Origin of the sequence: Streptomyces sp. NPDC102402 (assembly GCF_044765765.1) — a bacterium.
Classification (GTDB): domain Bacteria; phylum Actinomycetota; class Actinomycetes; order Streptomycetales; family Streptomycetaceae; genus Streptomyces.
In genome coordinates this window covers 130312-154543 of record NZ_JBIWKR010000010.1, presented here as the reverse complement: position 1 = coordinate 154543, position 24232 = coordinate 130312, and the positions used below count along the sequence as shown (strand labels likewise).

Genomic DNA, 24232 nt, shown 5'->3' with positions numbered 1-24232 from the left:
CCCTGCGGATCCTGCGTCGCGTCCTCACCTGCACGGTGTCCGACCGGCAGGCCGTTGTCCATCTTGTGGGCCGTCAGGCCCGGGTGCTCCGGTCGCTCACCAGCGTGCCGATCTTCTCACCCTTGACCGCGCGGGCGATATTGCCCTCCTGCGTCAGTTCGAAGACGAGGATCGGGAGCTGGTTGTCACGGCAGAGGGTGATCGCGGTGGCGTCGGCGACCTTCAGGTCGCGGGCGATCACCTCGCCGTACTCCAGGGCGTCGAACTTCACCGCGCCGGGGTTGGTCCTCGGGTCGGCGTCGTAGACACCGTCCACGCCGTTCTTCCCCATCAGCAGCGCCTCGGCGTCGATCTCCAGGGCGCGCTGGGCGGCGGTCGTGTCGGTGGAGAAGTACGGCATTCCCATGCCCGCACCGAAGATCACGACGCGTCCCTTCTCCAGGTGCCGTACGGCACGGAGCGGGATGTACGGCTCCGCGACCTGGCCCATGGTGATGGCGGTCTGGACGCGTGAGTCGATGCCTTCCTTCTCCAGGAAGTCCTGCAGCGCCAGGCAGTTCATGACCGTGCCGAGCATGCCCATGTAGTCGGACCGCGCCCGGTCCATGCCGCGCTGCTGGAGCTCGGCGCCACGGAAGAAGTTTCCGCCGCCGATGACGACCGCGATCTCCGCTCCGTCGCGTACGACCGCGGCGATCTCGCGGGCGATGGCGTGCACGACGTCGGGGTCGACACCGAGACCTCCGCCACCGGCGAAGGCCTCGCCGGACAGCTTCAGCATGAAGCGCCCGGAAATCGTGCCGTCGTCGCGCTTGTGGTCACCCTGTGTGGCGTCCGCGCCCTTGTTCATGGAGATTCTCCTCGTGCACATACGAAGAAGGCCATTGCCGGTGGGTCTGTCGTCCCTCAGCGGCAATGGCCTCCTCGTCAGATCTGCGGTCGTCCGGCTGAGTGCAACCGACGACTGCACCAGACCCTATCGGGGTCCACCGTTGTTCGCGGACGGACTCAGATGCCGACCTTGATGCGCGTGAAGCGCTTCAGGGTGACACCGGCCTCGTCCAGGACCTTCTGGACGGACTTCTTGTTGTCCAGGGCGTACGGCTGGCCGAGGAGGGTGGCCTCCTTGAAGAAGCCGTTGACGCGACCCTCGACGATCTTCGGGAGCGCGGCCTCGGGCTTGCCCTCGGCGCGCGTGGTCTCCTCGGCGACGCGACGCTCGGCCTCGACGACCTCGGCCGGGACGTCCTCGCGGGAGAGGTACTTCGGCGCGAAGGCGGCGATGTGCTGGGCGAGGCCCTTCGCCAGGCCGGCGTCGGCCTTGTCCAGCTCGACCAGAACACCGATCTGCGGCGGCAGGTCGGGCATGGTGCGGTGCATGTACACGGAGACGTAGGCGCCGGTGAACTGCGCGAAGCGGTCCAGGACGATCTTCTCGCCGAGGGTGGCGTTGGCCTCGTCCACGAACGCCTGCACGGTCTTGCCGGGCTCGATCTCGGAGGCGAGGAGCGCCTCGATGTCGGCCGGGGAGGTCGCGGCGACGTGAGCGGCGAGCGTGTTGGCGACGGCCTGGAACTTGTCACCCTTGGCGACGAAGTCGGTCTCGCACTTCAGCTCGACCAGGACGCCCGACGTCTTGTCCTCGGAGATGAGGGAGACGACGGCACCGTTCTCGGCAGAACGGCCCTCGCGCTTGGCGACGCCCTTCTGGCCCTTGATACGGAGGGCCTCGACCGCGCCGTCGACGTTGCCGTCGGCCTCGTCGAGCGCCTTCTTGCAGTCCATCATGCCGGCGCCGGTGAGCTCGCGGAGCTTCTTGACGTCAGCGGCGGTGTAGTTCGCCATGAGTCTGTTTCTCTCTCGAAGTCTGAAAGATCTACGGGTGAACGGCGGGGGCGGTGCATCGCACCGGCCCCCGCCGTCATTCAGCCGTGACTGACGGGTGTCAGGCCTGCTCGGCGTCCGCGGCGGGAGCCTCGGCGGCGGCCGGAGCCTCGGCAGCGGCCTCGTCCTGCTCCGCGGCGACGGCGGCCGGCTTGGCGTCCTCGTCGGCGTCCTTCTCCGTCTCGGCGGAGGACTGGACGTCGGCGTCGTCCTTCTTGTCGCCCGCGAGCAGGTCACGCTCCCACTCGGCGAGGGGCTCGCCGGCGGCCTTCTCGCCCGGCTTCGAGTCACCGGTCGCGGCACCGGAACGGGCGATGAGGCCCTCGGCGACGGCGTCGGCGATCACGCGGGTGAGCAGGGTGACGGAGCGGATCGCGTCGTCGTTGCCCGGGATCTTGTAGTCGACCTCGTCGGGGTCGCAGTTGGTGTCGAGGATCGCGACGACCGGGATGTGGAGCTTGCGCGCCTCACCGACGGCGATGTGCTCCTTCTTGGTGTCGACGATCCAGACTGCGCTCGGCACCTTCTGCATCTCGCGGATACCACCGAGGGTCTTCTCCAGCTTGGCCTTCTCGCGGGAGAGGACCAGGAGCTCCTTCTTGGTGAGGCCGGAGGCGGCCACGTCCTCGAAGTCGATGAGCTCGAGCTCCTTCAGACGCTGAAGGCGCTTGTAGACGGTGGAGAAGTTGGTGAGCATGCCACCGAGCCAACGCTGGTTGACGTACGGCATGCCGACGCGCGTCGCCTGCTCGGCGATGGCCTCCTGGGCCTGCTTCTTCGTACCCACGAACATGATGGAGCCGCCGTGGGCGACGGTCTCCTTGACGAACTCGTAGGCGCGGTCGATGTACGACAGCGACTGGAGCAGGTCGATGATGTAGATGCCGTTGCGCTCGGTGAAGATGAAGCGCTTCATCTTCGGGTTCCAGCGACGGGTCTGGTGACCGAAGTGGACGCCGCTTTCCAGCAGCTCCCGCATCGTGACGACGGCCATGGCCGTACTCCTTGATTTTCTCGGTTGCCGCGACCGCAGGATTGCTGTCGCGCCTGACGCCCCGACGCGCCGTGCCACGAGGGACCGAGGAGCGCGGCCACCGTCCGCAGAGAGGGAGGTGGCGGGGCGTGCGAAGTCGACCCGGTGACCCGGATCGCCAGAAGAAGTGTACGGGACCCGCCGGGTGCCGGGTGACGGCGATGTCCACAACCGCTCGGCCGTCCACAGATCCGGACCATGATCCCCGCGGAACGGGCGTCCGGGAGATCGTTCCGCCATGTGCCGCACACCAGGAAAGACCGCCGGCCGGCCCCGTACCGCCCGCGCCACGGCGCCGTACGGGCCGGGCCCGCAGCGGTGCGCGCAGGCCCTTGCGCCGTGCGCGCCGGAGCCGCAGCCCTTCCGGCTTCCGGCCTCACGGGTGGCCCGGCCCCTGCCCCCTCCGCCGGTCCCGGCCGCGCTCCTCGTCGTGCTGCTGACCGCGGTGCTGGCGGCCCTGGCCGCACCGGCCACCGCCGGGGCCGCCGAAGGGGTGCCGCCGGGCGTCGACCGGTCCTGGCCGCTGGCGGGCCGCCCCCTGGTCGTACGCGGCTGGGAGCCGCCGGCCGGCCCGTACGGGCCCGGCCACCGCGGGGTCGACCTCGCCGCCCCGCCGGGCACGCCGGTGCGGGCGGCCGCCTCGGGCCTGGTCGCCTTCGCGGGCCCGGTGGCGGGGCGCGGGGTGGTCTCCGTCGATGTGGCGGGGAGCGGGGATCCGCTGCTCCGCTTCACGTACGAGCCGGTGCGGGCGCGGGTCACCGAGGGCGACCAGGTGACCGCGGGGGAGGTGGTGGGGGTGGTCGGTCCTGAGCCGTCCCACTGCGCCGGCGGATGCCTGCACTGGGGCCTGCGGCGCGGCGACGTCTATCTGGACCCGCTGACACTGCTGCCCCCGTCCCTGTTGCGGCGGGGGCCTTCCAGACTGCTGCCGGTGTTCGGCGTGCCGCTGCCGGAGGCGGGCGGGCGGGCGGGCCGCTCAGCCCCGGACGCCCCGCAGGACCATGGCCACGGCGGTGTCCGCGACGACCCCCGGTTCCTCCGCCGCGCCCAGCTCGATCCGTCGCACCGCCGCGTCCACGGAACCCTGCAGCAGCATCGCGGCGAGCCTCGGCTCGGTGTGGCCCAGGTCTGCGAGCGCCTCGACGATCATGGCGATCAGACCGCCGTGCGCGGCACGGATCTTCTCCCGCGCTCCCGCGTCCAGTTCGCTCGCGGAGATCGCCACCACCGCGCGGTGCCGGCGGTCCCCGACCAGGTCGAGCTGCCGGCGCACGTAGGCCTCGATCCTGGCCTCGGGCGTACCGGCCCGCTCCATCGCGTTCTCGACCTCGGCGGCCCAGACGGGGAAGTCGACGGCGCAGAGCTCCTCGACCACGGCCGCGCGGGAGCGGAAGTACTCGTAGACGGAGGACCTGGCGAGGCCGGTGCGCTCGGCGAGGGCGGGGAAGGTCAGCGCCTCCGTACCGCCCTCGGACAGCAGGGAGCGTGCGGCGTCCAGGAGGGCGCCGCGCTGCATGGTCCGGTGCTCGGCCACGGAGGCCGCTCGAATCCTGGGCACCCGACCACTCTACGGCGGCATCAGTTCGAAGGGAGGTCCCCGTCCGTGACCGGCCGGCCGGACGGCATCCGGCTCAGCGTCCGGCGTCGGCCAGTTTCGCCCGGAGCTGCAGCACCGACTTGGTGTGGATCTGGCTGACCCTGCTCTCGGTGACGCCGAGCACATTGCCGATCTCGGCGAGGGTGAGGCCTTCGTAGTAGTAGAGGGTGACCACGGTCTTCTCCCGTTCGGGGAGCGTGTTGATGGCACGCGCGAGCAGCCGTCTGAGCTCGCGGTCCTCGGCGACCTCGACCGGATTGTCGGCCGCCGTGTCCTCCAGGGTGTCCATCAGGCTCAGCCTGTCGCCGCCTTCGCCCCCGACGTGCAGCAGCTCTTCCAGGGCCACCACGTTGGCGAGCGACAACTGGCTGAAAACAGCGTGCAGTTCCTCCAGGGCGACACCCATCTCCGCGGCGACCTCGGCCTCGGAGGGCGTACGCCGCAGCTGCGCCTCCAGCGTGGCGTAGGCGCGTTCGACGTTGCGTGCCTTCTGCCGCACGGACCGGGGAATCCAGTCCAGGGCGCGGAGTTCGTCGATCATCGCGCCGCGGATCCTGGTGATCGCGTAGGTCTCGAACTTGATGGCCCGCTCGATGTCGAACTTCTCGATGGCGTCGATCAGCCCGAAGACACCGGAGGAGACGAAGTCCGCCTGCTCCACATTGGACGGCAGCCCCACGCTGACCCGGCCGGCGACGTACTTCACCAGGGGCGAGTAGTGCAGGATCAGCTGCTCCCGCAGCCTCTCGTCGCCGGTGGTCTTGTACGAACGCCACAACTCGTCGAGCGAGGAGGGGGCGGGAGGGCGCACAGTGCCACGCGCAGCCGGTGGTACTGCCGCGCGGTCAGACCCGGAGGTGTGCTGGGGCATGTGGTGCCTTGAGCCGTTCTGCTGTGAAGTGCTGGGACGTGTCTCTGGGGCGGATTCCTCGTGAGCGTAGCGTGACTGAGGTGTTGCGGTGCGCGCTGGACAAGGGAAGCGCGCGGTGCGATTGCGTACCGAATCCCTCGCCGTTCCTCCGCCACCCGGCCTTGCCGACGCCGGGAACTGTCGGCACTCGCACAGCTCCCGACGGCCCGGCCGGGTACTGCCGAGGTCGTCGACATCACCTTTTCACCCGAATGCTCCGGGTCAAGTACCGCCTCGCCGCACGTCCCCTTCGTGTGTCCGTCCCGGCGTCAACCGCCATCCGCCGCCCTCGCGTTCGACGAACCCCAGGGAGTGCAGTTCGTACAGGCGCGCGAGGGTTTCGTCAGCCGACGTCCCGGCACCCCGGGCCACGTCCCGCCCGTCCATGGCGCCTGTGCCCGGCAGCGCGTCCAGCACTCTCGCGGAAGCCGCGTCGAGCAGGTCCCTGGGCAGGACCGGGCCTCTCCTGGCGGGGGCGAGGTCACCGATCTCCCCCACCAGCTCCGCGATCTCGGCGGCATCGGTGACCAGGACGCCCTCGCCCCGCAGGAGTTCATGGACCCCGGCCGAGAGGCCGCTGGTCGCGGGGCCCGGCACCCCCATCGTGAACCGGCCCAGCCGCTGTGCGTTTCTCGCCGTGACCAGTGAACCGCTCCGGTACTCGGCCTCCACCACCACGGTGCCCCGCGTGAGCGCCGCGATCACCCTGTTGCGCAGGATGAATCTGCTGCGCGTCGGATGGTCGGAGGGCGGCAGCTCGCCCATGACCAGGCCCTGTTCCACGATGCGCCCGATCAGTCCGGCGTGCCCCCTGGGATACGCCATGTCCACCCCGCAGGCCAGGACCGCCATCGTCGCCCCGCCCGCGGCCAGTGCCCCGCGATGGGCGGCGCCGTCCACTCCGAACGCCGCTCCGGAGACGACCACCCAGCCCCGCTCGGCGAGCCCCGAGGCGAGTGTCGCCGCCATGTGGGCCCCGTAGGGTGTGCATGCCCGGGCGCCGACCAGGGCGACGGAGCGCAGCGCCCAGAGGCGCAGGTCGGACCGGCCGCGCACCCAGAGCCCGATCGGCCGCGCGTCGCCCAGGTCGTCGAGCTGGCTCGGCCACTCCCGGTCGCCGGGACAGACGAACCGCCCGCCGATCGCGGCCACGTCCTCCAGGTCCCGTACGGGGTCGGCGCTCGACGCCCGCAGCCGGTATCCGGCGAGGCGGGCCGCCGTCATCCCCCTGAGCGCCTGAGCCGGTCCGTCGGGCCCGGCGAGACGTCTCATCAGCTCGACGGGGCCGATCTCGCGGAGCCATCGGCCACCGCGCTCGTCACCCGGCTCGAAGACGCGGGTCAGCGCGGCACGCGCCAGCCGCTCCCGCTCGTCCCCGGCCGGCGGGGCGTTCACCGGGCCCCCGCCCGCAGCGGGACCCCGCGCTGGATGCCCGTCCGCAGCTCCAGCGCGGTCGCCACGTCCGAGGCGTCCGGGCGGTCGGCGGCCCTGAGGTCCGCCACGGTCCACGCCACGCGCAGGACCCGGTCGAGACCGCGGGCTGTGAGGACGCCCCGCTCCATGTCGCGTTCGGCCGCCATCAGGGCGCCGGGCGCCGCGACCAGCCGCGTCCTCAACTCGTGACCGGGCACTTCGCTGTTGGTGGTCCAGGGAGTGCCCGCGAGCCGCTCGGCGGCGCGGTCCCTGGCCTCCCGCACCCGGACGGCCACCTCCGCGGAGGACTCCCCCCGGCCGCCCTGTCCCATCAGATCCGCCCGGCCGACCGGCTCGACCTCGACGCGCAGGTCGACCCGGTCCAGCAGCGGGCCCGAGAGCCTTGCCTGGTAGCGGCGGACCGCGGAGGGCGGGCATTCGCACCCCGCGCCTGCCAGGGTGTGCCTGCCGCACGGGCAGGGGTTCGCGGCCAGGACCATCAGAAAGCGGGCGGGCAGCCGGACGACACCGGCCGCACGCGCGACCACCACGTGCCCGGACTCCAGAGGCTGCCGCAGCGCGTCGAGGGCCCGCCCGGAGAACTCCGGGGCCTCGTCCAGAAAGAGGACTCCCCGGTGCGCCAGGGACACCGCTCCCGGCCTCGGCAGGCCGTTCCCTCCCCCGACGAGCGACTGCATCGTCGCCGAGTGGTGCGGAGCGCAGTACGGTGCCCTGCTGATCAGCGGTTCACCCGGTGGGAGGATGCCCGCGACCGAGTGCACCGCCGTCACTTCGAGGGATTCCTGCCGGGACAGCGGCGGCAGGATCGCCGTGAGCCGCTCGGCCAGCATGGTCTTCCCCGCGCCGGGCGGACCGGAGAGCAGGAGATGGTGTCCTCCCGCCGCCGCCACCTCCAGGGCCTTGCGGGCCCGGCCCTGGCCCGCGACGTCCGAGAGATCGGGCCGGTGCGCCGCGCCGTCGGCCGACAGCGGGGCCAGCCCCGTGCCGAGGCCCGCTCCGGGCACCATCAGGCCGGCCAGCATCGTGTCGGGGCGGCCCCGGTCGGCGGCCGGCTCGTCCGGGACGGGCTCGTCACCGAGGACGGCGATCAGCTGGCGCAGGCTCCGGACGCCGAGGACGGAGACGCCCGGCACCAGGGCGGCCTCCCCCGCGGTCTGCTCCGGGACGACGACGTGCCGGTACCCCGCCTCCGCCGCGGCGAGAACCGCGGGCAGGACCCCGCGCACCGGCCGCACCCGGCCGTCCAGGCCGAGCTCCCCGATCATCACCACATCGGCGATGGCCGCCGGATCGATCCTCTCCGCCGCGCCGAGCACCGCGCACGCCACGGCCAGGTCGAACCCCGACCCGCTCTTGGGCACGGAGGCGGGGGACAGACCCACCGTGAGCTTCTTCTGCGGCCACTCGGCGCCGGAGTTGACGACGGCGGCCCGGACCCTGTCCCGGCTCTCCACCAGGCTCTTGTCCGGCAGGCCGACCAGCGTGAACGCCGCCACGCCCGGTTCCAGGTCCGCCTGGACCTCCACCACCACGCCCTCGACGCCGACCAGCGCCACCGAGCACGCCCGCGCGAACCCCATCAGGCCACGCCCCGCACATGCTCGGCGACCGGTGCACCGCGCCGGGGCAGGATCACACCGATCAGGTCGATACGGACCCCGCCCGGCGGCGGCCCGCCGTGCCGGTCGAGCCAGATCTCCGCGAGCCTGCGCAACCGGTCGGCCTTGGCCGGTGTGACGGCCTCCATCGGATGCTCGAAGGAGCCCGCCCTGCGGGCCTTGACCTCACAGACGACCACCGCGTCGCCGTCCCTGGCCACGATGTCGATCTCTCCTGCGCGACACCGCCAGTTGCGCTCCAGAACGGTCATCCCGGCGTCGGCCAGCAGCCGCGCCGCCAGATCCTCGCCGTACCGCCCGAGTGCCCCCCGTGCGTTCATATCGGCACCACCTCCGGCACCGACTGTGACGCCCCCCGCCCGATCCATTGGATCTTGGTGGACAACCGGCCCGATGTGGATATCCCGGCCACTCGGAAGAGTGAACCGGGATACGGGGGCAAGCCCGGGATCAGCCGCCCGGAAGTTCGAGGTCGCTCTTGTTGAGCTCCTCGATGTTCACGTCCTTGAACGTCAGGACCCGGACCTGCTTGACGAAGCGCGCGGGCCTGTACATGTCCCAGACCCACGCATCCGCCATGGAAACCTCGAAAAACACCTCACCCTGAACCGAGTGCACCTGCATCTCGTAGTCGTTGGTGAGGTAGAAGCGCCGTTCGGTCTCGATCACGTATTTGAACAGACCGACGACATCGCGGTACTCCCGGTAGAGCTTCAGCTCCATCTCGGTCTCGTACTTCTCGAGGTCCTCGGCGCTCATGGCATGTTCCCCTTCAGCCGTGCGTCCCCCTATTGTGCGTCAGCCCCACACCGCCCTGGCCGATTAGACGATTTCGGGGGCGAGAACCAGCGGAACACTCGGGGGACCCTCGTCGAGCAGCGTGCGCAGCAGCCCGGCGAGCCTGGTCGGGTACACCGTCTCACGCGTGGCCAGAAGTTCGGCGGAAGTCCACCACCTCAGACCGGCGACGCTGCGCAGCTCCAGCTCGGTGAGGCCCTTCTGGTCGGTGGCCGTCTGTGACGTGCGGGCCAGGAAGTACCACTCGTCCTGGTCCCAGCGGCGCCCGTCGAACGGGAACGAACAGGTCCTCGTCCACAGCAGCGGGCCGAGGGAGACGTCGCTGATGCCGGTCTCCTCCACGAGCTCACGCAGGGCGGCCTCCTCCCGGGTCTCCTCGCCCTCCAGACCGCCGCCCGGGGTGAACCACCAGCTCACGGCCGGATCCGCGGGCTCGAAGCCGTGCAGCAGCAGGATCCGGTCGTCCGGGTCCAGGAGCACCACGCGGGCGACCCGGCGTGCCTCAGCGCGCACCGGTGGAGGCCTTCGGCCTGTCGGTCCGCCGCGCGGACCGGGCCGCGAGCGGACCGTAGGCCGCGCCGCCCAGGATGAGCACCACACCCACCACGAGCGCCCCGGCCTGCAGGGGCAGCGGCCCCTCGGACGACACACCGCCGGGCAGGGCGGCGAATGCCTCGGGCCGGCCGATCATGCCGTTCACGGGCCATGCCACGGCGTCCACCCGCGCCTCGACGGCGCTGCGTGGCACCGAACCGTGCCCCGGATCCTCCAGGTGGACCCGGGAGTCCATCGATGTGCTGCGCTCGTCCCCGAGGAGGAAGAGCTGCCCCTCGGGCACCTCGGCCGTGAAGTCCTGGGGAGAGGCCGGCGCACCCGCCGCGCCGCTCAACGACGAGGCGCCCTTCGCCTGCAGATACGGTTCCTCGACGGCCTTGCCGTTCACGGTGAGCCGTCCGCCCTTGTCGCAGCAGGCGACCTTGTCGCCGCCCACGCCGACGACCCGCTTCACCATCGGGACGTCGCCCCACGTCGGATCGGTGAACACGACCACGTCACCGCGCCGTACGTCGTGGCCGTCCACCCGCTCCGCGAGGATCCGGTCGCCCGCGTTCACCGTCGGCGTCATCGAGTCCGTCGGCACCGTGTACGGCTTGTACACCACCGCTCCCCAGGCGAATCCGCCGAGGAAGAGCACACAGCCGACGGCCACGGCCAGGTTCGACAACGTGTTGCCGAGCCGGCCGCGGCCGTCGTGACGTTCTGATCCACTCATCCCAGCGCTCCCCCATCGGAGATCGACAATCGCTGATCCGAGTCGGCACCTTACCCGGCGGTACGCCCGCGGGTCAGCCTGCGGCGACGCCAGAACACGAGGGGCAGCGCTCCGGCTACACCCAGTGCTCCGGGCACCGCGACGGAGGCGGCGGCGTTCAGTCCGGGCTGGTCGAACGTGCTGGGCACCGGAAGGGTCGCCCAGCGGTTGACGGGCCACGCGATGACGACGGCCCGCCCGACGACCTCGTCCGTGGAGACCGTGCCCTGACCGGGCAGCTCCTGGTGGTAGCGGGAGTCCATCGAATTCTGCCGGTGGTCGCCCATCACCCAGATCCGGCCCTCGGGGACGTGGATCGGCCCGAAGGGCTCGTCGTCGCAGGCGCTGTTGCCCGAGAAGATGAAGGACTTGTCGTCCAGCGCCTTGCCGTTGACCGTGACCGGTCCGTTCTTCTTGCACTGGACCGTGTCGCCACCGACGGCGATGACCCTCTTGATGAGGTCCTTCTCCTCGGCCGACGGCATCAGCCCGATGAAGCTCAGGAACTTCTGCACCGCGTTGGGCTCGGGTACCGGAGTTTCCCCCAGCCAGCCGCCCGGGTCGTGGAAGACCACGACCTCTCCCCTCTCCGGCTCCGACCCGAACCACGGGGTCAGCTTGTCGACCAGCACCCGGTCACCCCGCTGCAGAGTGTTCTGCATGGAGTCCGAGGGAATCGAGAACGCCTGGACCAGGAACGTCTTGATCAGCAGCGCGAGGATGAGCGCGATGCCGATGAGGAGCGGCAGCTCCTTCCAGAACGAGCGCGGCTTCTTCACCGCCGTACTGCCACCGTCCGGGGACTCGCCGTCACTCTCCGATGCCACCGGGACCCCGTCACTCGAAGGCCGGTCCTCGGGTTCGTCGTGTCCGGATCGTGCGCCGACCGCCAAATCCCCCACATCCACTCCTCACTCCGTGCCACCGCCCGCGCCCGATTCGGCGCAGGCCCACCACTCCCATAACGAGCGGGAGTTCCGCAGGGGTCGGGAGCAGGACCATTCCGTTGTGATCCTGGGAGGACACACTATTCGACGGGCCCGGCGCAGCCGTCGCTCCGGAGCCCCCTCCGGGGACCGAGGCGTACGTTCCGGGCTCCTCCAGCCTGCGCCAGTGCCCGAGGGGCCAGGCGATCACCACGGCCCGTCCGACGACCTCGTCCTCGGACACCGTGCCCTTCCCGGGCTTGTCGAGATGGAATCTGGAGTCCGCGGAGTTCGACCGGTGGTCGCCCATCACGAAGATGCGGCCTCGGGGAACCTTTACCTCGAATTTGAGAGTGGACGGGACATCGCCGGGATTCAGATAGGGCTCGTCGAGCGCCACTCCGTTGACCGTGATCCTGCCGTCGGCACCGCAGCACTTCACCGTGTCGCCGCCGACCGCCACCACGCGCTTGATCAGATCCTGCTCGTCCTCGGAGGGCAGCAGCCCGATGAAGGTCAGCAGCTCCTTGACCTGTTTGACTCCGGCGGGCGGGTCCTCGGCGGGGGCGCTCTCCTGCTGCAGCCAGCCGCCCGGGTCCTTGAACACGACGACGTCGCCACGCTGCGGTTCGGAGCCGAACCAGGGGGTCAGCTTGTCCACCAGCACCCGGTCACCGATCCGGATGGTCTGTTCCATCGATCCGGAGGGGATCACGAAGGCCTGGACGAGGAAGGTCTTGAGTACCAGCGCGATCAGCAGCGCCACCAGGACGAGGAGGGGTATCTCCTTGATCGCGGACCTGCGTCTGCGGCGCTTCACCTTGCGGGCCAGCCTCCGGCGCTCCGCCCGCGTGGGCAGTGAGCGGCCCGTCGTCGGTCTCGACCCGGTGGGCAGCGGCGGATCCGTGTCCGGTGCTCCCCGCTCGCGCCCCCGGTTACCCATGGTCCGCGTCCGCCGGCCGTATGCCGGTGAAGGCGTCGGTGCCCTCCAGGGAGCCGAGCCTGCCGAGCGGCCAGCCCAGCCAGTCGACCCGTCCGACCACGCGCTCGACGGGCACCATGCCTCCTCCCGGCTCCCCGAGGTGGTCGCGGGAGTCCCGTGAGTTGCTGCGGTGGTCGCCCATCACCCACAGCCTGCCGTCGGGCACGACGATGTCGAAGGCGACCGCGGAGGGGCGGTCTCCCGGGTGCAGATACTCCTCGGCCACCGGAGCCCCGTTCACCTCGAGCCTCCCCCGCTCGTCGCAGCAGACCACACGGTCGCCCCCCACGCCCACCACCCGCTTCACGAAGTCGGACCCTGAGGGTTCGGCCAGCCCCACGGTCGCGGCCGCCCCGCGCAGCAGCCTGCCGACGGGGTCGTCCCCCGTCTCCGCCTCCTGCACGAAGGACCCCGTGCCGTCGAAGACCACCACGTCACCGCGCCGTGGCTCCGAGCCGAAACGGTACGCCAGTTTGTTGACGAGGACCCGGTCCCCCACCCGCAGCGTGGGCTGCATCGAGCCACTGGGGATGAGGAAGGGCTGCAGCACGAACGTGCTGAAGAGCAGCAGGGCGACCGTGCAGAGGATGCCCAGGAAGACCGCGCGCCCCCATGACGTCGAGACGGCCGGAGGGTCCGGGACATGCGTGGAGCGCGACCCCTCCTCCGCCCCGTCTTCGGGTTCGGAGGAACGATCGCGCTCCATGTGCTGTGCGTCCGTGTCCATCGGGGCCGAATACTATCGGGCCGCGCTGTGGACTCCGGAGGTGAATCAGCGGTCGCGCTTCTCCTTGATCTTCGCGGCCTTGCCGCGGAGCTCACGGAGGAAGTACAGCTTGGCGCGACGGACGTCACCGCGGGTGACGAGCTCGATCTTCTCGAAGATCGGGCTGTGCACCGGGAAGGTGCGCTCGACGCCGACGCTGAAGGAGACCTTGCGGACCGTGAAGGTCTCGCTGACGCCCGAGCCCTGACGGCGGATGACGACGCCCTTGAACTGCTGGATACGGGAGCGGTTGCCCTCGATCACGCGCACGTGGACGTTGACGGTGTCACCGGGGCGGAACGCCGGGAGGTCGGAACGGAGCGAGGTGGCGTTGACGCCATCGAGCAGGGAAGCCATGTTGTCTGCTTTCTTCGCCGATGCCACAGGTCATCGACGGGAGAGAGTGAAGTTCGGATGCTGATCACATCGGGCGGACGTCTTTCCCCCTGTGGCAGGGGCGCACGCCGGACGTACAGCGGGCCTATTCTTCCACGGCCTCGGGCCTGCGCCAAAATCGTCCGCCCGGCCCGGGTGACCAGCCGAGGATGGAGAGCATCTCCCGGTCCTTCTTGTCGAAGCCCGACGCCTCGCAACGCTCGATGAGATCGGGCCTGTTGAGCGCGGTACGACGGAAGGCCTCGTCCCGTCGCCAGCGGGCGATCCGGCCGTGATGGCCGCTGAGCAGGACGTCGGGGATGCCGTGCCCCCGCCACTCGGGAGGCTTCGTGTAGACGGGACCCTCGAGCAGGTCGGCCATGGCTCCCGGCGCGAAGGAGTCGTCGCGGTGCGACTCGGCGTTGCCGAGCACGCCGGGCAGCAGCCGGGCCACGGCCTCGGTGATCACCAGGACGGCGGCCTCCCCGCCCGCCAGGACGTAGTCCCCGATGGACACCTCGACGACCGGCACACGGGTCGCGTACTCGTCCATCACCCGGCGGTCGATGCCCTCGTAGCGGGCCGGGGTGAAGATCAGCCACGGCCGTTCCGACAGCTCGACGGCCAGCTCCTGGGTGAAGGGCCTGCCACTGGGTGTGGGCACGACGAGGACCGGGGAGTGCGCCCCGGCCTCGTACCCGCCGGCCAGGGCGTCGTCCAGCGCCTCGCCCCACGGCTCGGTCTTCATGACCATGCCGGGACCGCCGCCGTAGGGGGTGTCGTCCACGGTGTTGTGGCGGTCGTGGGTCCAGTCCCGGAGGTCGTGGACGTGCACGTCGAGACGGCCGCGGGCGCGCGCCTTGCCGACGAGCGAGACGTTCAGGGGTTCCAGGTACTCGGGGAAGATCGTGACGACGTCGATCCGCATCACGCCTCCCCCTTGTCGGCGCCGTCCTCGTCACGCGTGGTGGCGATCACGGCCTCGCTCTCGTCGATCAGGCCCGGCGGCGGGGTGATGACGGCCCGCTGCTCCTCCAGGTCGATCTCGGTGACGATCTCCTCGACGAACGGGATCATCACCTCGCTGCCGTCCGGCCGCTCCACGATGAACAGGTCCTGGGACGGCAGGTGCGAGATCTCGGTGATCCGGCCGATCTCCGTGCCGTCGGCGAGGACGACGTCCAGGTCCATCAGCTGGTGGTCGTAGAACTCCTCGGGGTCCTCCGGGAGTTCAGCAGGGTCCACATCGGCGATGAGCAGGGTGTTGCGCAGCGCCTCGGCGCCCGTGCGGTCACGCACGCCCTCGAAGCGCAGCAGCAGCCTGCCGCTGTGCACGCGGCCGGTCTCGATCGTCAGCGGGCCCGTGGAGGCGGGCTCCGTGGCCAGCACGGCGCCGGGCCCGAGCCGGAGCTCGGGCTCGTCGGTGCGTACCTCGACGGTGACCTCGCCCTTGATGCCATGGGCGCGACCGACCCGCGCAACTACCAACTGCACGCTACTTCTCCCGGTGATCTCTTACTGAGGAGGCGGTCATGTACGGACGACAAAGGCCGGGGACGGCTCGAAAGCCCTCCCCGGCCCCTGCCGGTGTTCAACTCTTTCAGCGAACCTGGTCCACGTCGACGAGGTCGACCCGGATCCCACGGCCGCCGATGGCACCCACGACGGTACGCAGGGCGCGTGCGGTGCGGCCGTTGCGGCCGATCACCTTGCCGAGGTCGTCGGGGTGAACCCGGACCTCGAGAACGCGTCCACGGCGCAGGTCACGCGAGGCGACCTGCACATCGTCGGGGTTGTCGACGATGCCCTTCACGAGGTGCTCAAGAGCCTCCTCGAGCATGCTCAGGCCTCGGTCGACTCGGTGGACGCAGCAGCGTCGGCCGCCTCGTCCGCCTTCTTGTCCGACTTCTTGGCCTTCGGGGTGATGGCCTCACCCTTGGCCTCGTCGCCGTCCGTGGCCAGGGCCTCGAACAGGGCGCGCTTGTCAGCCTTGGGCTCCGGCTGCAGGAGCGGCGCGGGGGCCGGGAGACCCTTGTGGGCCTGCCAGTCACCGGTGAGCTTGAGGATCGCGAGGACGGGCTCGGTCGGCTGGGCGCCGACGGACAGCCAGTACTGCGCGCGCTCTGCGTTGACCTCGATACGGGAGGGGTTCTGCACCGGGTGGTACAGGCCGATCTCCTCGATGGCCCGGCCGTCACGGCGGGTACGGGAGTCGGCGACGACGATGCGGTAGTGAGGCGAACGGATCTTGCCCAGACGCTTCAGCTTGATCTTGACTGCCACGGAAGTGGTGTCTCCTGGTCTCTGACGTGGTTGGGCACAAAAGATGCCACGTGGGGTTGCGGTACTCGGGTGCCCGACGGACGCGTCAGCCGGAGGAGAGAGGGGTCCTGTGCGGCTGTCGAGTACAGCTGTCCATTGTGCCACACCGCGCCGGGTCACCCCACCGCGACCGCCCCTTCGGGGATACGGAAGGGCTTGCCGCACCCTCCGCACACGATCGGCGCCTGGGCGAGGACCGAGGGAACGACGCGGACGTTGCGCCCGCAGTCGCAGACGGCCTTCACCCGCACCCCTCCCCCGGACGAGCCGTGCCGCGCCGCGGGGCCGCGGAACGAGCGCTTGGTGTCGGCGGCGGTGGCCACGGTGTGCGCCTTGAGCGCCCGCTGCAGCCGTTCCGTGGTCGGGCGGTATCTGCGTTTGGCCTCGGGATTCAGGGTCACCAGCGAGAATCCGCTGCTGGGGTGGGGCTCCTCGGCGTGATCGAGGCCCAGCTCCTCGGCGATCGCGAGGAAGCGTCGGTTGTGGTAGCGGCCGGCGCGGGAGGTGTCCCGGACACCTCTCGCCGCGGCGATGCCGTGGACTGCCTCATGAAGCAGCCGTTCGAAGGAGAGTTCGGCGCCACAGGCGGACGAGGACTCTCCGATCAGGGACTCTGGCGCGGCAAGATCGGGCAGCTCGGGGTGGTACCGCTGAATGTCGGCCCACGCCTGTGCCAGCTCTGCGGCAAGTACAGGTGGTGTCGTGCTCACGTCGTGACAACGAGCCTGAGGGCTCCGGTGTTCCTATTCCGGGGCATCCCAAATAATTTGCACGTACCAGTCAGTTGCCCTTGATGCGTCCGGACGAGGGCGGGTGCGCAGATCAGCGGAGAAGTCTCACAGCTCGCACCAAGGTGGTACGTAGCAACGCGTACGCACGGGCGTGGACGGGCACCCGACCGGCGACCTTACCCGGCACGGAGCGGCGGCCGCACACCGGTCACGGCCCGGCCCGGGGCGCTCGACGTGCTGCGCCCCGTGTGTCGGGTAAGACTGTGAGGAAGCGAGCAGCGGGCGCGCTGTTCCCGGCGCCCGCGCTCTGCACGCGGCGCCGGGGGCGCACGACCGGAGCACGCAAGCAATGCCATCCCACCCCGTCCGACCTCTGGACGGGACCGCCGAAGCGGAGTTCTCTGACATACGGGGGCTGTGGGCGTACATACACAGCACATAGACATGGGGGACCTCACTCGGGCACGACCGACCTCACGGCGGATTGGGGCGCATTCCATGACACCTACGCTCGTCCGGCACCACAGGTACGCGGATTCGTCCGCCCCGGTGGACGCCGGTACCCGCGCCCGTGACTGGGCCGAGATCCAGGAGCGCATGCTGGCACCGCTCTACGAGGCGGTGTACGAGCGCCTCGAAGTCGGGGCCGGCACCCGGATGCTCTCCCTCGGCTGCGGTTCCGGGCTGTCAATGCTGATCGCCACCTCGCGCGGGGCGCGCGTCACCGGCGTCGACACCGACCGCGAACGGCTCGCGCTGGCCCGTGAGCGCCTCGCCTCCGCTCCTGGACAGGACGCGGGGCCCGGCCGTACGGATCCGCGCGCCAGGCTCGCCGACGGCGTTCCCGCCGCCGTTCCGGACGGTGAGGCGCCGTACAACCTCCTGACCGCCTTCCAGCCGATCGGCTGTGCGGCCGGCGACTCGGAGGGCCTCGCGCCCGCGCTGGCGTCCGCCGTGCCGCTCGCCGTGCGGGGGGCCACGGTGGTGCTCGCGGGCTGGGGGCCGCCCGAGCGGTGCGCCACGGCTCCGGTGCTGAGGGTGGCGGCCCGGCTCACCGAGTCGGCGCGCGTCCCGCGCTCCGGGAACGGCTGGCGGCCGGCGCTGCGGGACGACCTGGAAGAGGTCGCGGCGCGCGCCGGGCTCAAGCCGGACGGCTCGGGCCGGGTGTCCTGCCCGTTCGGCTACGCGGACGTGGACAGCGCGGTGCGCGGCCTGCTGTCGACCGGGCTGTTCGACACGGCGATACGGGCGACGGACCGCACCCAGGTCGAGAAGGAGGTCGCGGAGGCCCTGCATCAGCATCTGCGGCCGGACGGCACGGTCTGGATGCCGAACGTCTTCCGCTACCTGGTGTGCGTGACGTGACGGGATGACGAAGGGGCGCCCCGCGGTGCGGGGCGCCCCTTCGCGCGTGCTTCCGGCGGGTCAGCCCATGAACTTCTTGAACTCGTCCGGCAGCTCGAAGTTCTTGTCCCCCTGGGCGGGCAGGTTGAACGCGCCGCCCTGCGCCGCCTGCTCACGGCGGGCGGCCTCGGCCTGCTCCTCGGCCTTGCGCTTCATCGGGTTGCCGCTCTTGCGCTTGCCCTTGGCCTGCTTGACCTGCTTCTTCTGACGGCCGGGGCCGCCACCCATGCCCGGCATGCCCGGCATCCCGGGCATGCCGCCGCCCTGGGCCATCTTCGACATCATCTTGCGGGCCTCGAAGAAGCGCTCCACGAGGTTCTTCACCGCGGAGACCTCGACGCCGGAGCCCTTGGCGATACGGGCCCGGCGCGAGCCGTTGATGATCGTCGCGTCGGCGCGCTCCTTGGGGGTCATCGACTTGATGATCGCGGCCGTGCGGTCGACGTCGCGCTCGTCGATGTTGTTGATCTGGTCCTTGATCTGCCCCATGCCGGGCAGCATGCCGAGCAGCTTGGAGATGGAGCCCATCTTCCTGACCTGCTCCATCTGCGCCAGGAAGTCGTCGAGCGTGAAGTCCTTGCCCTTGCTCGACGCCAGCTTGGAGGCCATTTTGGCGGCCTCTTCCTGGCTGAAGGTCTTCTCCGCCTGCTCGATCAGGGTGAGCAGGTCACCCATGTCGAGGATGCGGGAGGCCATGCGGTCGGGGTGGAAGGCGTCGAAGTCCTCGAGCTTCTCACCGTTCGACGCGAACATGATCTGCTTGCCCGTGACGTGGGCGATCGACAGGGCGGCGCCGCCACGGGCGTCGCCGTCGAGCTTGGAGAGCACCACGCCGTCGAAGCCGACGCCGTCACGGAAGGCCTCGGCCGTGTTGACCGCGTCCTGGCCGATCATCGCGTCGACGACGAAGAGGATCTCGTCGGGACTGACCGCGTCGCGGATGTCCGCGGCCTGCCGCATCAGCTCCTCGTCGATGCCGAGGCGTCCGGCGGTGTCGACGATGACGATGTCGTGGACCTTGGCCTTGGCGAACTCGACGGAGTCCTTGGCGACCTTGACCGGGTCGCCCACGCCGTTGCCCGGCTCCGGGGCGTAGACGGCGACACCGGCCCGGTCGGCGACGACGCTCAGCTGGTTGACGGCGTTGGGGCGCTGGAGGTCACAGGCGACGAGCAGCGGGGAGTGGCCCTGGCTCTTGAGCCAGAGGCCGAGCTTCCCGGCGAGGGTGGTCTTTCCGGCACCCTGCAGACCCGCCAGCATGATCACGGTGGGCGGGTTCTTGGCGAACCGGAGCCGGCGGGTCTCGCCGCCGAGGATGGAGACGAGCTCCTCGTTGACGATCTTGACGACCTGCTGGGCGGGGTTCAGCGCCTGGGAGACCTCGACGCCGCGCGCCCGCTCCTTGACGTTGGCGATGAACGCGCGGACCACGGGGAGGGCGACATCCGCCTCGAGCAGGGCGATACGGATCTCGCGAGCCGTGGCGTCGATGTCCGCCTCGGACAAGCGGCCCTTGCCCCTGAGGTTTTTGAAAGTCGCGCTAAGGCGGTCGGAGAGAGTATCGAACACGGCGCTCGTCGGTCCTCAGGGTCGGGGGCGGGGCAGGTCAGTCGCCCTCCAGGGTATCCGGACCCCGGAGAACGCAAAGCCCTCACCCGATTCTCGTCGTGAACGGGCCCGGGGCAGGGGTTCAGCCCAGCTCCTTCTCGACCTCCCGGGCCACCTCCGCGGCGCGTTCCGGGGACAGCGGTTCGCCGTCGCCGTCCGTGACGTAGAACGCGTCCACGGCGTTCGCTCCGAGCGTGGAGACGTGGGCGCTGCGCACCCGCACCGCGCTCTGCTCCAGTGCCCGGCCGATCCGGTGCAGCAGCCCTGGGGCGTCCTGGGCGCGGACCTCGATCACGGTGGCCAGGCGGGAGCCCGCGGCGGCGACGGTCACCCTGGGCGGCGGAGCCTTCACCCCGCGCCGCCTCGGATAGGCGGCCTCCCGCTCGGCGAGCCTGGCCCGGATGTCCAGGGAGCCGTCCAGGGCGCGCACGAGGTCGGCGCGGAGCCGGGAGGCCTGGGGAAGGGAGCCGTACTCGGCGGCGACCCGCCAGCTGAGCACCAGCAGTCCGGCCGATTCGCCCAGCTCCGTGGGGAGCTCCACGGCCCGCAGGTCGGCGGCCCGCACGGTCAGGCGGTGCAGGGCGAGCACTCCGGCCGCGGCGGGCAGGACACCGGGCCGGTCGGGCAGCGCGATGTGGAGTTCGACACCGACGGGTTCCGGCTCGCCGTCCCCGGAGGCCGGTTCCGGCCGGGTGTGCAGGGACAGGACGGGTTCGCGGGTGCGCAGCGCCTCGATGGCGAGGCGCTCCTGCTCCGCGCTGGGCCCGAGCGGTTCCGGTACGGGGGGTTCCTCGCCCGCCAGGAGCGCGGCGACGCGCTTGACCAGATCGGTGACGAGGGAGGCCCGCCAGGAGCTCCAGGCGGCGGGGCCGGTCGCCAGCGCGTCGGCCTCGGTGAGCGCGTGCAGGAGTTCCAGGGTGGAGGCGGTGCCCACGGCCGTGGCTACGGAGCGGACCGTCGCGGGGTCGTCGAGGTCGCGCCGCGTGGCGGTGTCGATGAGCAGCAGGTGATGGCGTACGAGCGTGGCGACGACGCCCACGTCCTGCTTGTCGAAGCCGATGCGGGCCGCCATGTCCCGGGCGATGACCTCGCCCGCGACGGAGTGGTCCCCGGGCCAGCCCTTGCCGATGTCGTGGAGCAGCGCGGCGATCAGGAGGAGGTCGGGGCGGCCGACGCGACGGGTGAGGTGGGAGGCGCGGGCGGCCGTCTCGACGAGGTGCCGGTCGACGGTCCAGGTGTGGACGGGGTTGCGCTGCGGCCGGCAGTGGACCCGCTCCCAGTCGGGCAGCAGGCGCGTGATGATGCCTTCCGCCTCCAGGGCTTCCCAGACGCCGACGGTCGCCTCACCGGCGCCGAGCAGGGTGACGAGTTCCTCGCGGGCCTGGGCGGGCCACGGCACCGGCAGCGGCTGGGCCGCGGTGGACAGATGGCGTACGAGGTGGCGGGAGAGCGGCAGTCCGGCCTCCGCCGCCGCGGCGGCGGCCCGGAGGGTGAGCACGGGGTCGCGCTCGGGGCGTGCCGTGCGCGCGAGGACGACTTCTCCGTCGGCCACTACGACGCCCTCGGCGAGCGGGGTGCGCTCGGGCGCGGCCTTGGCGCCGCCGAGGATCCCCCGCAGCCGTGGCCGCGCCGAGCGGGCGCGCAGGACGCGGTTGACCTCGCGCCAGGTGACGTCGGTGGCGTACGAGACGGTCCGGGCCGCCTCGTACACGTGGCGCAGCAGGGCGTCGGCGTCGAGGAGGCCGAGGGCCCCGGCGACCTGGTCCTGCTCCTGCAGGGCGAGGCGGTCGGTGGCCCGGCCGGTGGTCAGGTGCAGCGCGTCCCGGGCGTCGAGCAGCGTGCGGCGTGCCTCCGCGAGTCCCTCGCGGGGCGCGTCCGCGACCCAGGAGGCGGCGACGGCACGCAGGGCGGTGGCGTCGCGGAGGCCTCCGCGGGCCTCCTTGAGGTCGGGTTCCAGAAGGAACTGGAGCTCGCCCATGCGTTCGGCGCGCTCGCGGCACAGCTCGTCGAGTGCGGGGAGGCGCTTGGGTGCCTGGTTGCGCCAGTCGGCGAGGACCGCGGTCCTCAGCCCGGCGACGAGGCCGAGGTCCCCCGCGACGGGGCGCGCGTCGAGCAGTCCGAGCTGGACCTTGAGGTCCTCCCCCGCGGTCGCGCGCGCCTCGCCGGGGGTGCGTACGGAGTGGTCGAGGGCGAGGCCGAGGTCCCAGACGGGGTACCAGATCCCGTCCGCGAGGGCGGCGACGGCCCCCGCGTCCGCGGAGCCGTCGTGCAGGAGCAGCAGGTCGAGGTCGCTGCGTGGGGAGAGCTCGCCACGGCCGTATCCGCCGACGGCGACGAGGGCGGCGCCCCGGACACCCGCCCGCTCGGCGGCCGCGGTGAACAGGCCGGTGAGCCAGTCGTCGGTGAGCCGGGCGAGGGCCGCACGGCGCGGCGGCCCGGACCGCGCCTCCTCCTGGAGGAGGCGCAGCCGGGCCGCCGCATAGCCGCTGGGTCCCGAGTCCTCGGTTTCGGTGGTCACTTCGGTACTCGTCACCCAGCTGCCTTTCCGTTCACAGGGACCGTCGGTCAGAGTGCGTCCGGGCCGCGTTCACCCGTCCGTACGCGGATCGCGGTGTCGACCGGGACGCTCCAGACCTTGCCGTCACCGATCTTGCCCGTACGGGCGGCCTTGACGACCACGTCGATGAGCTGTTCGGCGTCCTCGTCCTCGACGAGTACCTCGATGCGGATCTTCGGCACGAGGTCGACGGTGTACTCGGCACCACGGTAGACCTCGGTGTGTCCGCGCTGACGCCCGTAGCCGCTGGCTTCCGTGACCGTGAGGCCCTGGACGCCGAAGGCCTGGAGGGCCTCCTTGATCTCGTCCAGCCGGTGCGGCTTCACGACTGCGGTGATGAGCTTCATGCGTCCACCTTCTTGTTCGTCGGGGCTGCCGGGGTGCCTGCGGCCGGCGGGGCCGTGCGGGTGGTGGCGCCGCCACCGGCACCGCTGAAGTCGTACGCCGTCTCGGCGTGTTCGACCTGGTCGATACCGGAGATCTCCTCGTCCTCGCTGACCCGCATCCCGATGGTCTTGTCCAGGACGAAGGCCAGGACCGCCGAGACGACCAGGGAGTAGGCGAGGACCGCGAAGACACCGACGGCCTGCTTGCCGAGCTGTTCGACCCCGCCGCCGTAGAAGAGGCCCTTGGCGTCGGACTGCACACCGCCGGTGGCGAAGAAGCCGATCAGGAGGGAGCCGAGGATTCCGCCGACGAGGTGGACGCCGACGACGTCCAGGGAGTCGTCGTAACCGAGCTTGTACTTGAGACCGACGGCCATGGCGCAGAGCACACCGGCGATGACACCGATGGCGATGGCTCCCAGCGGGCTGACCGCACCACCCGCGGGGGTGATGGCGACGAGGCCCGCGACGGCGCCGGACGCGGCACCCAGGGTGGTGAAGGAACCGTGGCGGATCTTCTCGTACGCCAGCCATCCGAGGACCGCCGCACCGGTGGCGACCTGGGTGTTGACGAACATGACGGCACCGACGCCGTCGTCGTTGCCGAGCCACGAGCCGGCGTTGAAGCCGAACCAGCCGAACCACAGGAGAGCGGCGCCGAGCATGACGAGCGGCAGGCTGTGCGGCCGCATCGGGTCCTTCTTGAAGCCGACCCGCTTGCCGATGACGAGGATCACGCCGAGGGCCGCCGCACCGGCGTTGATGTGGACGGCCGTACCGCCCGCGAAGTCGATGACACCGAGCTCGAAGAGCCAGCCGCCGGCGCCCCAGACCCAGTGGGCGACCGGGAAGTAGACGATGGTGACCCACAGGGTGATGAAGAGGGCCCAGGAGGTGAACTTGACCCGGTCGGCGAGGGCGCCGCTGATGAGGGCCGGGGTGAGGATGGCGAACATCAGCTGGAAGACGGCGAAGACGTACACCGGGATGGTGTAGTCGGGCCAGAGCTCCGTGACACCGATCCCGCTGAGGCCGACGAAGTCCGAGCTCCAGCCGATGACGGAGCCGACGTCGGTGCCGAAGGCGAGGCTGAATCCGTAGAGCACCCACAGGATCGTCACGATCCCGAGGCTGATGAAGCTCATCATCAGCATGTTCAGGGTGCTCTTGACGCGGACCATGCCTCCGTAGAAGAAGGCCAGACCCGGGGTCATGAGCATCACCATCGCGGAGCAGATGAGCATGAACCCTGTATTGGCGGCAGACAGCTCCGGGGCGTCTGCGGCAAGCGTCGTGATGCCTGGGGGCATCGGCGTCTCCTCGTCGTCGGTGCGGCCACGTGCGGGGGTGCGGGACCACGGTGAAAAGGTGCGGGCCGGTTATGCGCCATGAGATTCGCGCAGCGCGGTTTCCACGAATGCCGCACGGTGTTTCACCGCAGTGACGAAGGGACCCGGTGTGTTACGTCCCAATGAACCAGGAGTGTCGGGCCCGGTGCCCTGCCTACCATGCTGCCTGCGCCGCATACGGTGCGCTCGGCACGCCCGGAAACGTGAACCGGCCACGACGGCGACCCGCTGACCTGGCG

At 70.9% G+C, this 24232-nt stretch carries 25 protein-coding genes and 1 pseudogene; 2 read left to right on the top strand and 24 right to left on the bottom strand.

The genetic code is table 11. From position 1 onward, the window contains the following. Positions 1–73: 73 nt before the first annotated feature. The 3 genes from pyrH to rpsB all read right to left on the bottom strand — a co-directional run bounded on the left by pyrH (position 74) and on the right by rpsB (position 2878). On the bottom strand, positions 74–850 hold the full coding sequence (gene pyrH / locus ACIRJR_RS26540) for a UMP kinase (protein ID WP_103513921.1): 777 nt from the start codon (positions 848–850) through the stop codon (positions 74–76). A gap of 158 nt (positions 851–1008) precedes the next feature. Beyond that, a complete protein-coding gene (tsf, locus tag ACIRJR_RS26535; protein ID WP_403784978.1) occupies positions 1009–1845 on the bottom strand; it encodes a translation elongation factor Ts in 837 nt (278 codons plus the stop codon). Between the two features lie 100 nt (positions 1846–1945). Continuing rightward, complete coding sequence (gene rpsB, locus ACIRJR_RS26530; RefSeq protein ID WP_403784976.1) at positions 1946–2878, bottom strand: 30S ribosomal protein S2; 933 nt, start codon at positions 2876–2878, stop codon at positions 1946–1948. Positions 2879–3155: 277 nt separating this feature from the next. Between rpsB and ACIRJR_RS26525 the strand changes: the two are divergent. Next, a pseudogene (locus ACIRJR_RS26525) lies at positions 3156–3734 on the top strand (murein hydrolase activator EnvC family protein); the annotation flags it as partial. Positions 3735–3893: 159 nt separating this feature from the next. Here the strand turns inward: ACIRJR_RS26525 and ACIRJR_RS26520 are convergent. From ACIRJR_RS26520 to ACIRJR_RS26440, 17 genes are all read right to left on the bottom strand, one after another. Then, positions 3894–4451 (bottom strand): TetR/AcrR family transcriptional regulator, encoded by a 558-nt coding sequence (locus ACIRJR_RS26520; RefSeq protein ID WP_403785156.1) that lies wholly within the window; start codon positions 4449–4451, stop codon positions 3894–3896. 97 nt (positions 4452–4548) lie between these two features. Next, the gene (gene whiG / locus ACIRJR_RS26515) at positions 4549–5385 is read right to left on the bottom strand and encodes an RNA polymerase sigma factor WhiG (RefSeq protein WP_033304072.1); all 837 of its coding nucleotides are present in this window, start codon (positions 5383–5385) and stop codon (positions 4549–4551) included. Positions 5386–5646: 261 nt separating this feature from the next. Continuing rightward, the gene (gene dprA / locus ACIRJR_RS26510) at positions 5647–6819 is read right to left on the bottom strand and encodes a DNA-processing protein DprA (RefSeq protein WP_403784974.1); all 1173 of its coding nucleotides are present in this window, start codon (positions 6817–6819) and stop codon (positions 5647–5649) included. Then, a complete protein-coding gene (locus ACIRJR_RS26505) occupies positions 6816–8438 on the bottom strand; it encodes a YifB family Mg chelatase-like AAA ATPase (protein WP_403784972.1) in 1623 nt (540 codons plus the stop codon). Before ACIRJR_RS26505 ends, dprA begins: the two co-directional genes overlap by 4 nt. Next, a complete protein-coding gene (locus ACIRJR_RS26500) occupies positions 8438–8797 on the bottom strand; it encodes a YraN family protein (protein WP_403784970.1) in 360 nt (119 codons plus the stop codon). Before ACIRJR_RS26500 ends, ACIRJR_RS26505 begins: the two co-directional genes overlap by 1 nt. A gap of 130 nt (positions 8798–8927) precedes the next feature. Then, a complete protein-coding gene (locus ACIRJR_RS26495; protein WP_003965949.1) occupies positions 8928–9236 on the bottom strand; it encodes a DUF2469 domain-containing protein in 309 nt (102 codons plus the stop codon). A gap of 63 nt (positions 9237–9299) precedes the next feature. Then, positions 9300–9788 (bottom strand): NUDIX hydrolase, encoded by a 489-nt coding sequence (locus ACIRJR_RS26490; RefSeq protein ID WP_403784968.1) that lies wholly within the window; start codon positions 9786–9788, stop codon positions 9300–9302. Continuing rightward, a complete protein-coding gene (gene lepB, locus ACIRJR_RS26485) occupies positions 9778–10548 on the bottom strand; it encodes a signal peptidase I (protein ID WP_403784966.1) in 771 nt (256 codons plus the stop codon). Before lepB (ACIRJR_RS26485) ends, ACIRJR_RS26490 begins: the two co-directional genes overlap by 11 nt. Positions 10549–10598: 50 nt before the next feature. Then, a complete protein-coding gene (gene lepB / locus ACIRJR_RS26480; protein WP_403785153.1) occupies positions 10599–11480 on the bottom strand; it encodes a signal peptidase I in 882 nt (293 codons plus the stop codon). Continuing rightward, entirely contained in the window at positions 11425–12456 is a 1032-nt protein-coding gene (gene lepB / locus ACIRJR_RS26475) for a signal peptidase I (RefSeq protein ID WP_403784964.1), read from the bottom strand. The genes lepB (ACIRJR_RS26480) and lepB (ACIRJR_RS26475) overlap by 56 nt, the downstream gene beginning before the upstream one ends. Further along, a complete protein-coding gene (gene lepB / locus ACIRJR_RS26470) occupies positions 12449–13222 on the bottom strand; it encodes a signal peptidase I (RefSeq protein WP_403784962.1) in 774 nt (257 codons plus the stop codon). Before lepB (ACIRJR_RS26470) ends, lepB (ACIRJR_RS26475) begins: the two co-directional genes overlap by 8 nt. 45 nt (positions 13223–13267) lie before the next feature. Then, positions 13268–13618 carry a 50S ribosomal protein L19 gene (rplS, locus tag ACIRJR_RS26465; protein ID WP_103513652.1) on the bottom strand — a complete coding sequence of 117 codons (351 nt, stop codon included), beginning with the start codon at positions 13616–13618 and terminating at the stop codon, positions 13268–13270. 124 nt (positions 13619–13742) lie between these two features. Next, positions 13743–14564 (bottom strand): tRNA (guanosine(37)-N1)-methyltransferase TrmD, encoded by an 822-nt coding sequence (gene trmD, locus ACIRJR_RS26460; protein WP_403785150.1) that lies wholly within the window; start codon positions 14562–14564, stop codon positions 13743–13745. Further along, a complete protein-coding gene (rimM, locus tag ACIRJR_RS26455) occupies positions 14564–15130 on the bottom strand; it encodes a ribosome maturation factor RimM (RefSeq protein ID WP_403784960.1) in 567 nt (188 codons plus the stop codon). The genes trmD and rimM overlap by 1 nt, the downstream gene beginning before the upstream one ends. A gap of 106 nt (positions 15131–15236) precedes the next feature. Then, on the bottom strand, positions 15237–15476 hold the full coding sequence (locus ACIRJR_RS26450; RefSeq protein WP_014153811.1) for an RNA-binding protein: 240 nt from the start codon (positions 15474–15476) through the stop codon (positions 15237–15239). Positions 15477–15478: 2 nt separating this feature from the next. Beyond that, positions 15479–15919, bottom strand: coding sequence for a 30S ribosomal protein S16 (rpsP, locus tag ACIRJR_RS26445; RefSeq protein ID WP_403784957.1), 441 nt, complete (start codon positions 15917–15919; stop codon positions 15479–15481). Positions 15920–16074: 155 nt separating this feature from the next. Continuing rightward, positions 16075–16668, bottom strand: coding sequence for a hypothetical protein (locus ACIRJR_RS26440; RefSeq protein ID WP_356745980.1), 594 nt, complete (start codon positions 16666–16668; stop codon positions 16075–16077). A 519-nt stretch (positions 16669–17187) separates the two neighbouring features. Here ACIRJR_RS26440 and ACIRJR_RS26435 point away from each other — a divergent pair. After that, the gene (locus ACIRJR_RS26435; RefSeq protein ID WP_403784955.1) at positions 17188–18054 is read left to right on the top strand and encodes a methyltransferase domain-containing protein; all 867 of its coding nucleotides are present in this window, start codon (positions 17188–17190) and stop codon (positions 18052–18054) included. Positions 18055–18114: 60 nt separating this feature from the next. Here ACIRJR_RS26435 and ffh read toward each other — a convergent pair whose 3' ends face one another. The 4 genes from ffh to ACIRJR_RS26415 form a co-directional block, all read right to left on the bottom strand. Then, a complete protein-coding gene (gene ffh, locus ACIRJR_RS26430) occupies positions 18115–19662 on the bottom strand; it encodes a signal recognition particle protein (protein ID WP_403784953.1) in 1548 nt (515 codons plus the stop codon). Between the two features lie 121 nt (positions 19663–19783). After that, positions 19784–22234 carry a [protein-PII] uridylyltransferase gene (locus tag ACIRJR_RS26425; protein ID WP_403784951.1) on the bottom strand — a complete coding sequence of 817 codons (2451 nt, stop codon included), beginning with the start codon at positions 22232–22234 and terminating at the stop codon, positions 19784–19786. 32 nt (positions 22235–22266) lie between these two features. Then, a complete protein-coding gene (locus tag ACIRJR_RS26420; protein WP_033304048.1) occupies positions 22267–22605 on the bottom strand; it encodes a P-II family nitrogen regulator in 339 nt (112 codons plus the stop codon). After that, positions 22602–23954, bottom strand: coding sequence for an ammonium transporter (locus tag ACIRJR_RS26415; RefSeq protein WP_403784949.1), 1353 nt, complete (start codon positions 23952–23954; stop codon positions 22602–22604). The genes ACIRJR_RS26420 and ACIRJR_RS26415 overlap by 4 nt, the downstream gene beginning before the upstream one ends. Positions 23955–24232 lie beyond the last annotated feature (278 nt).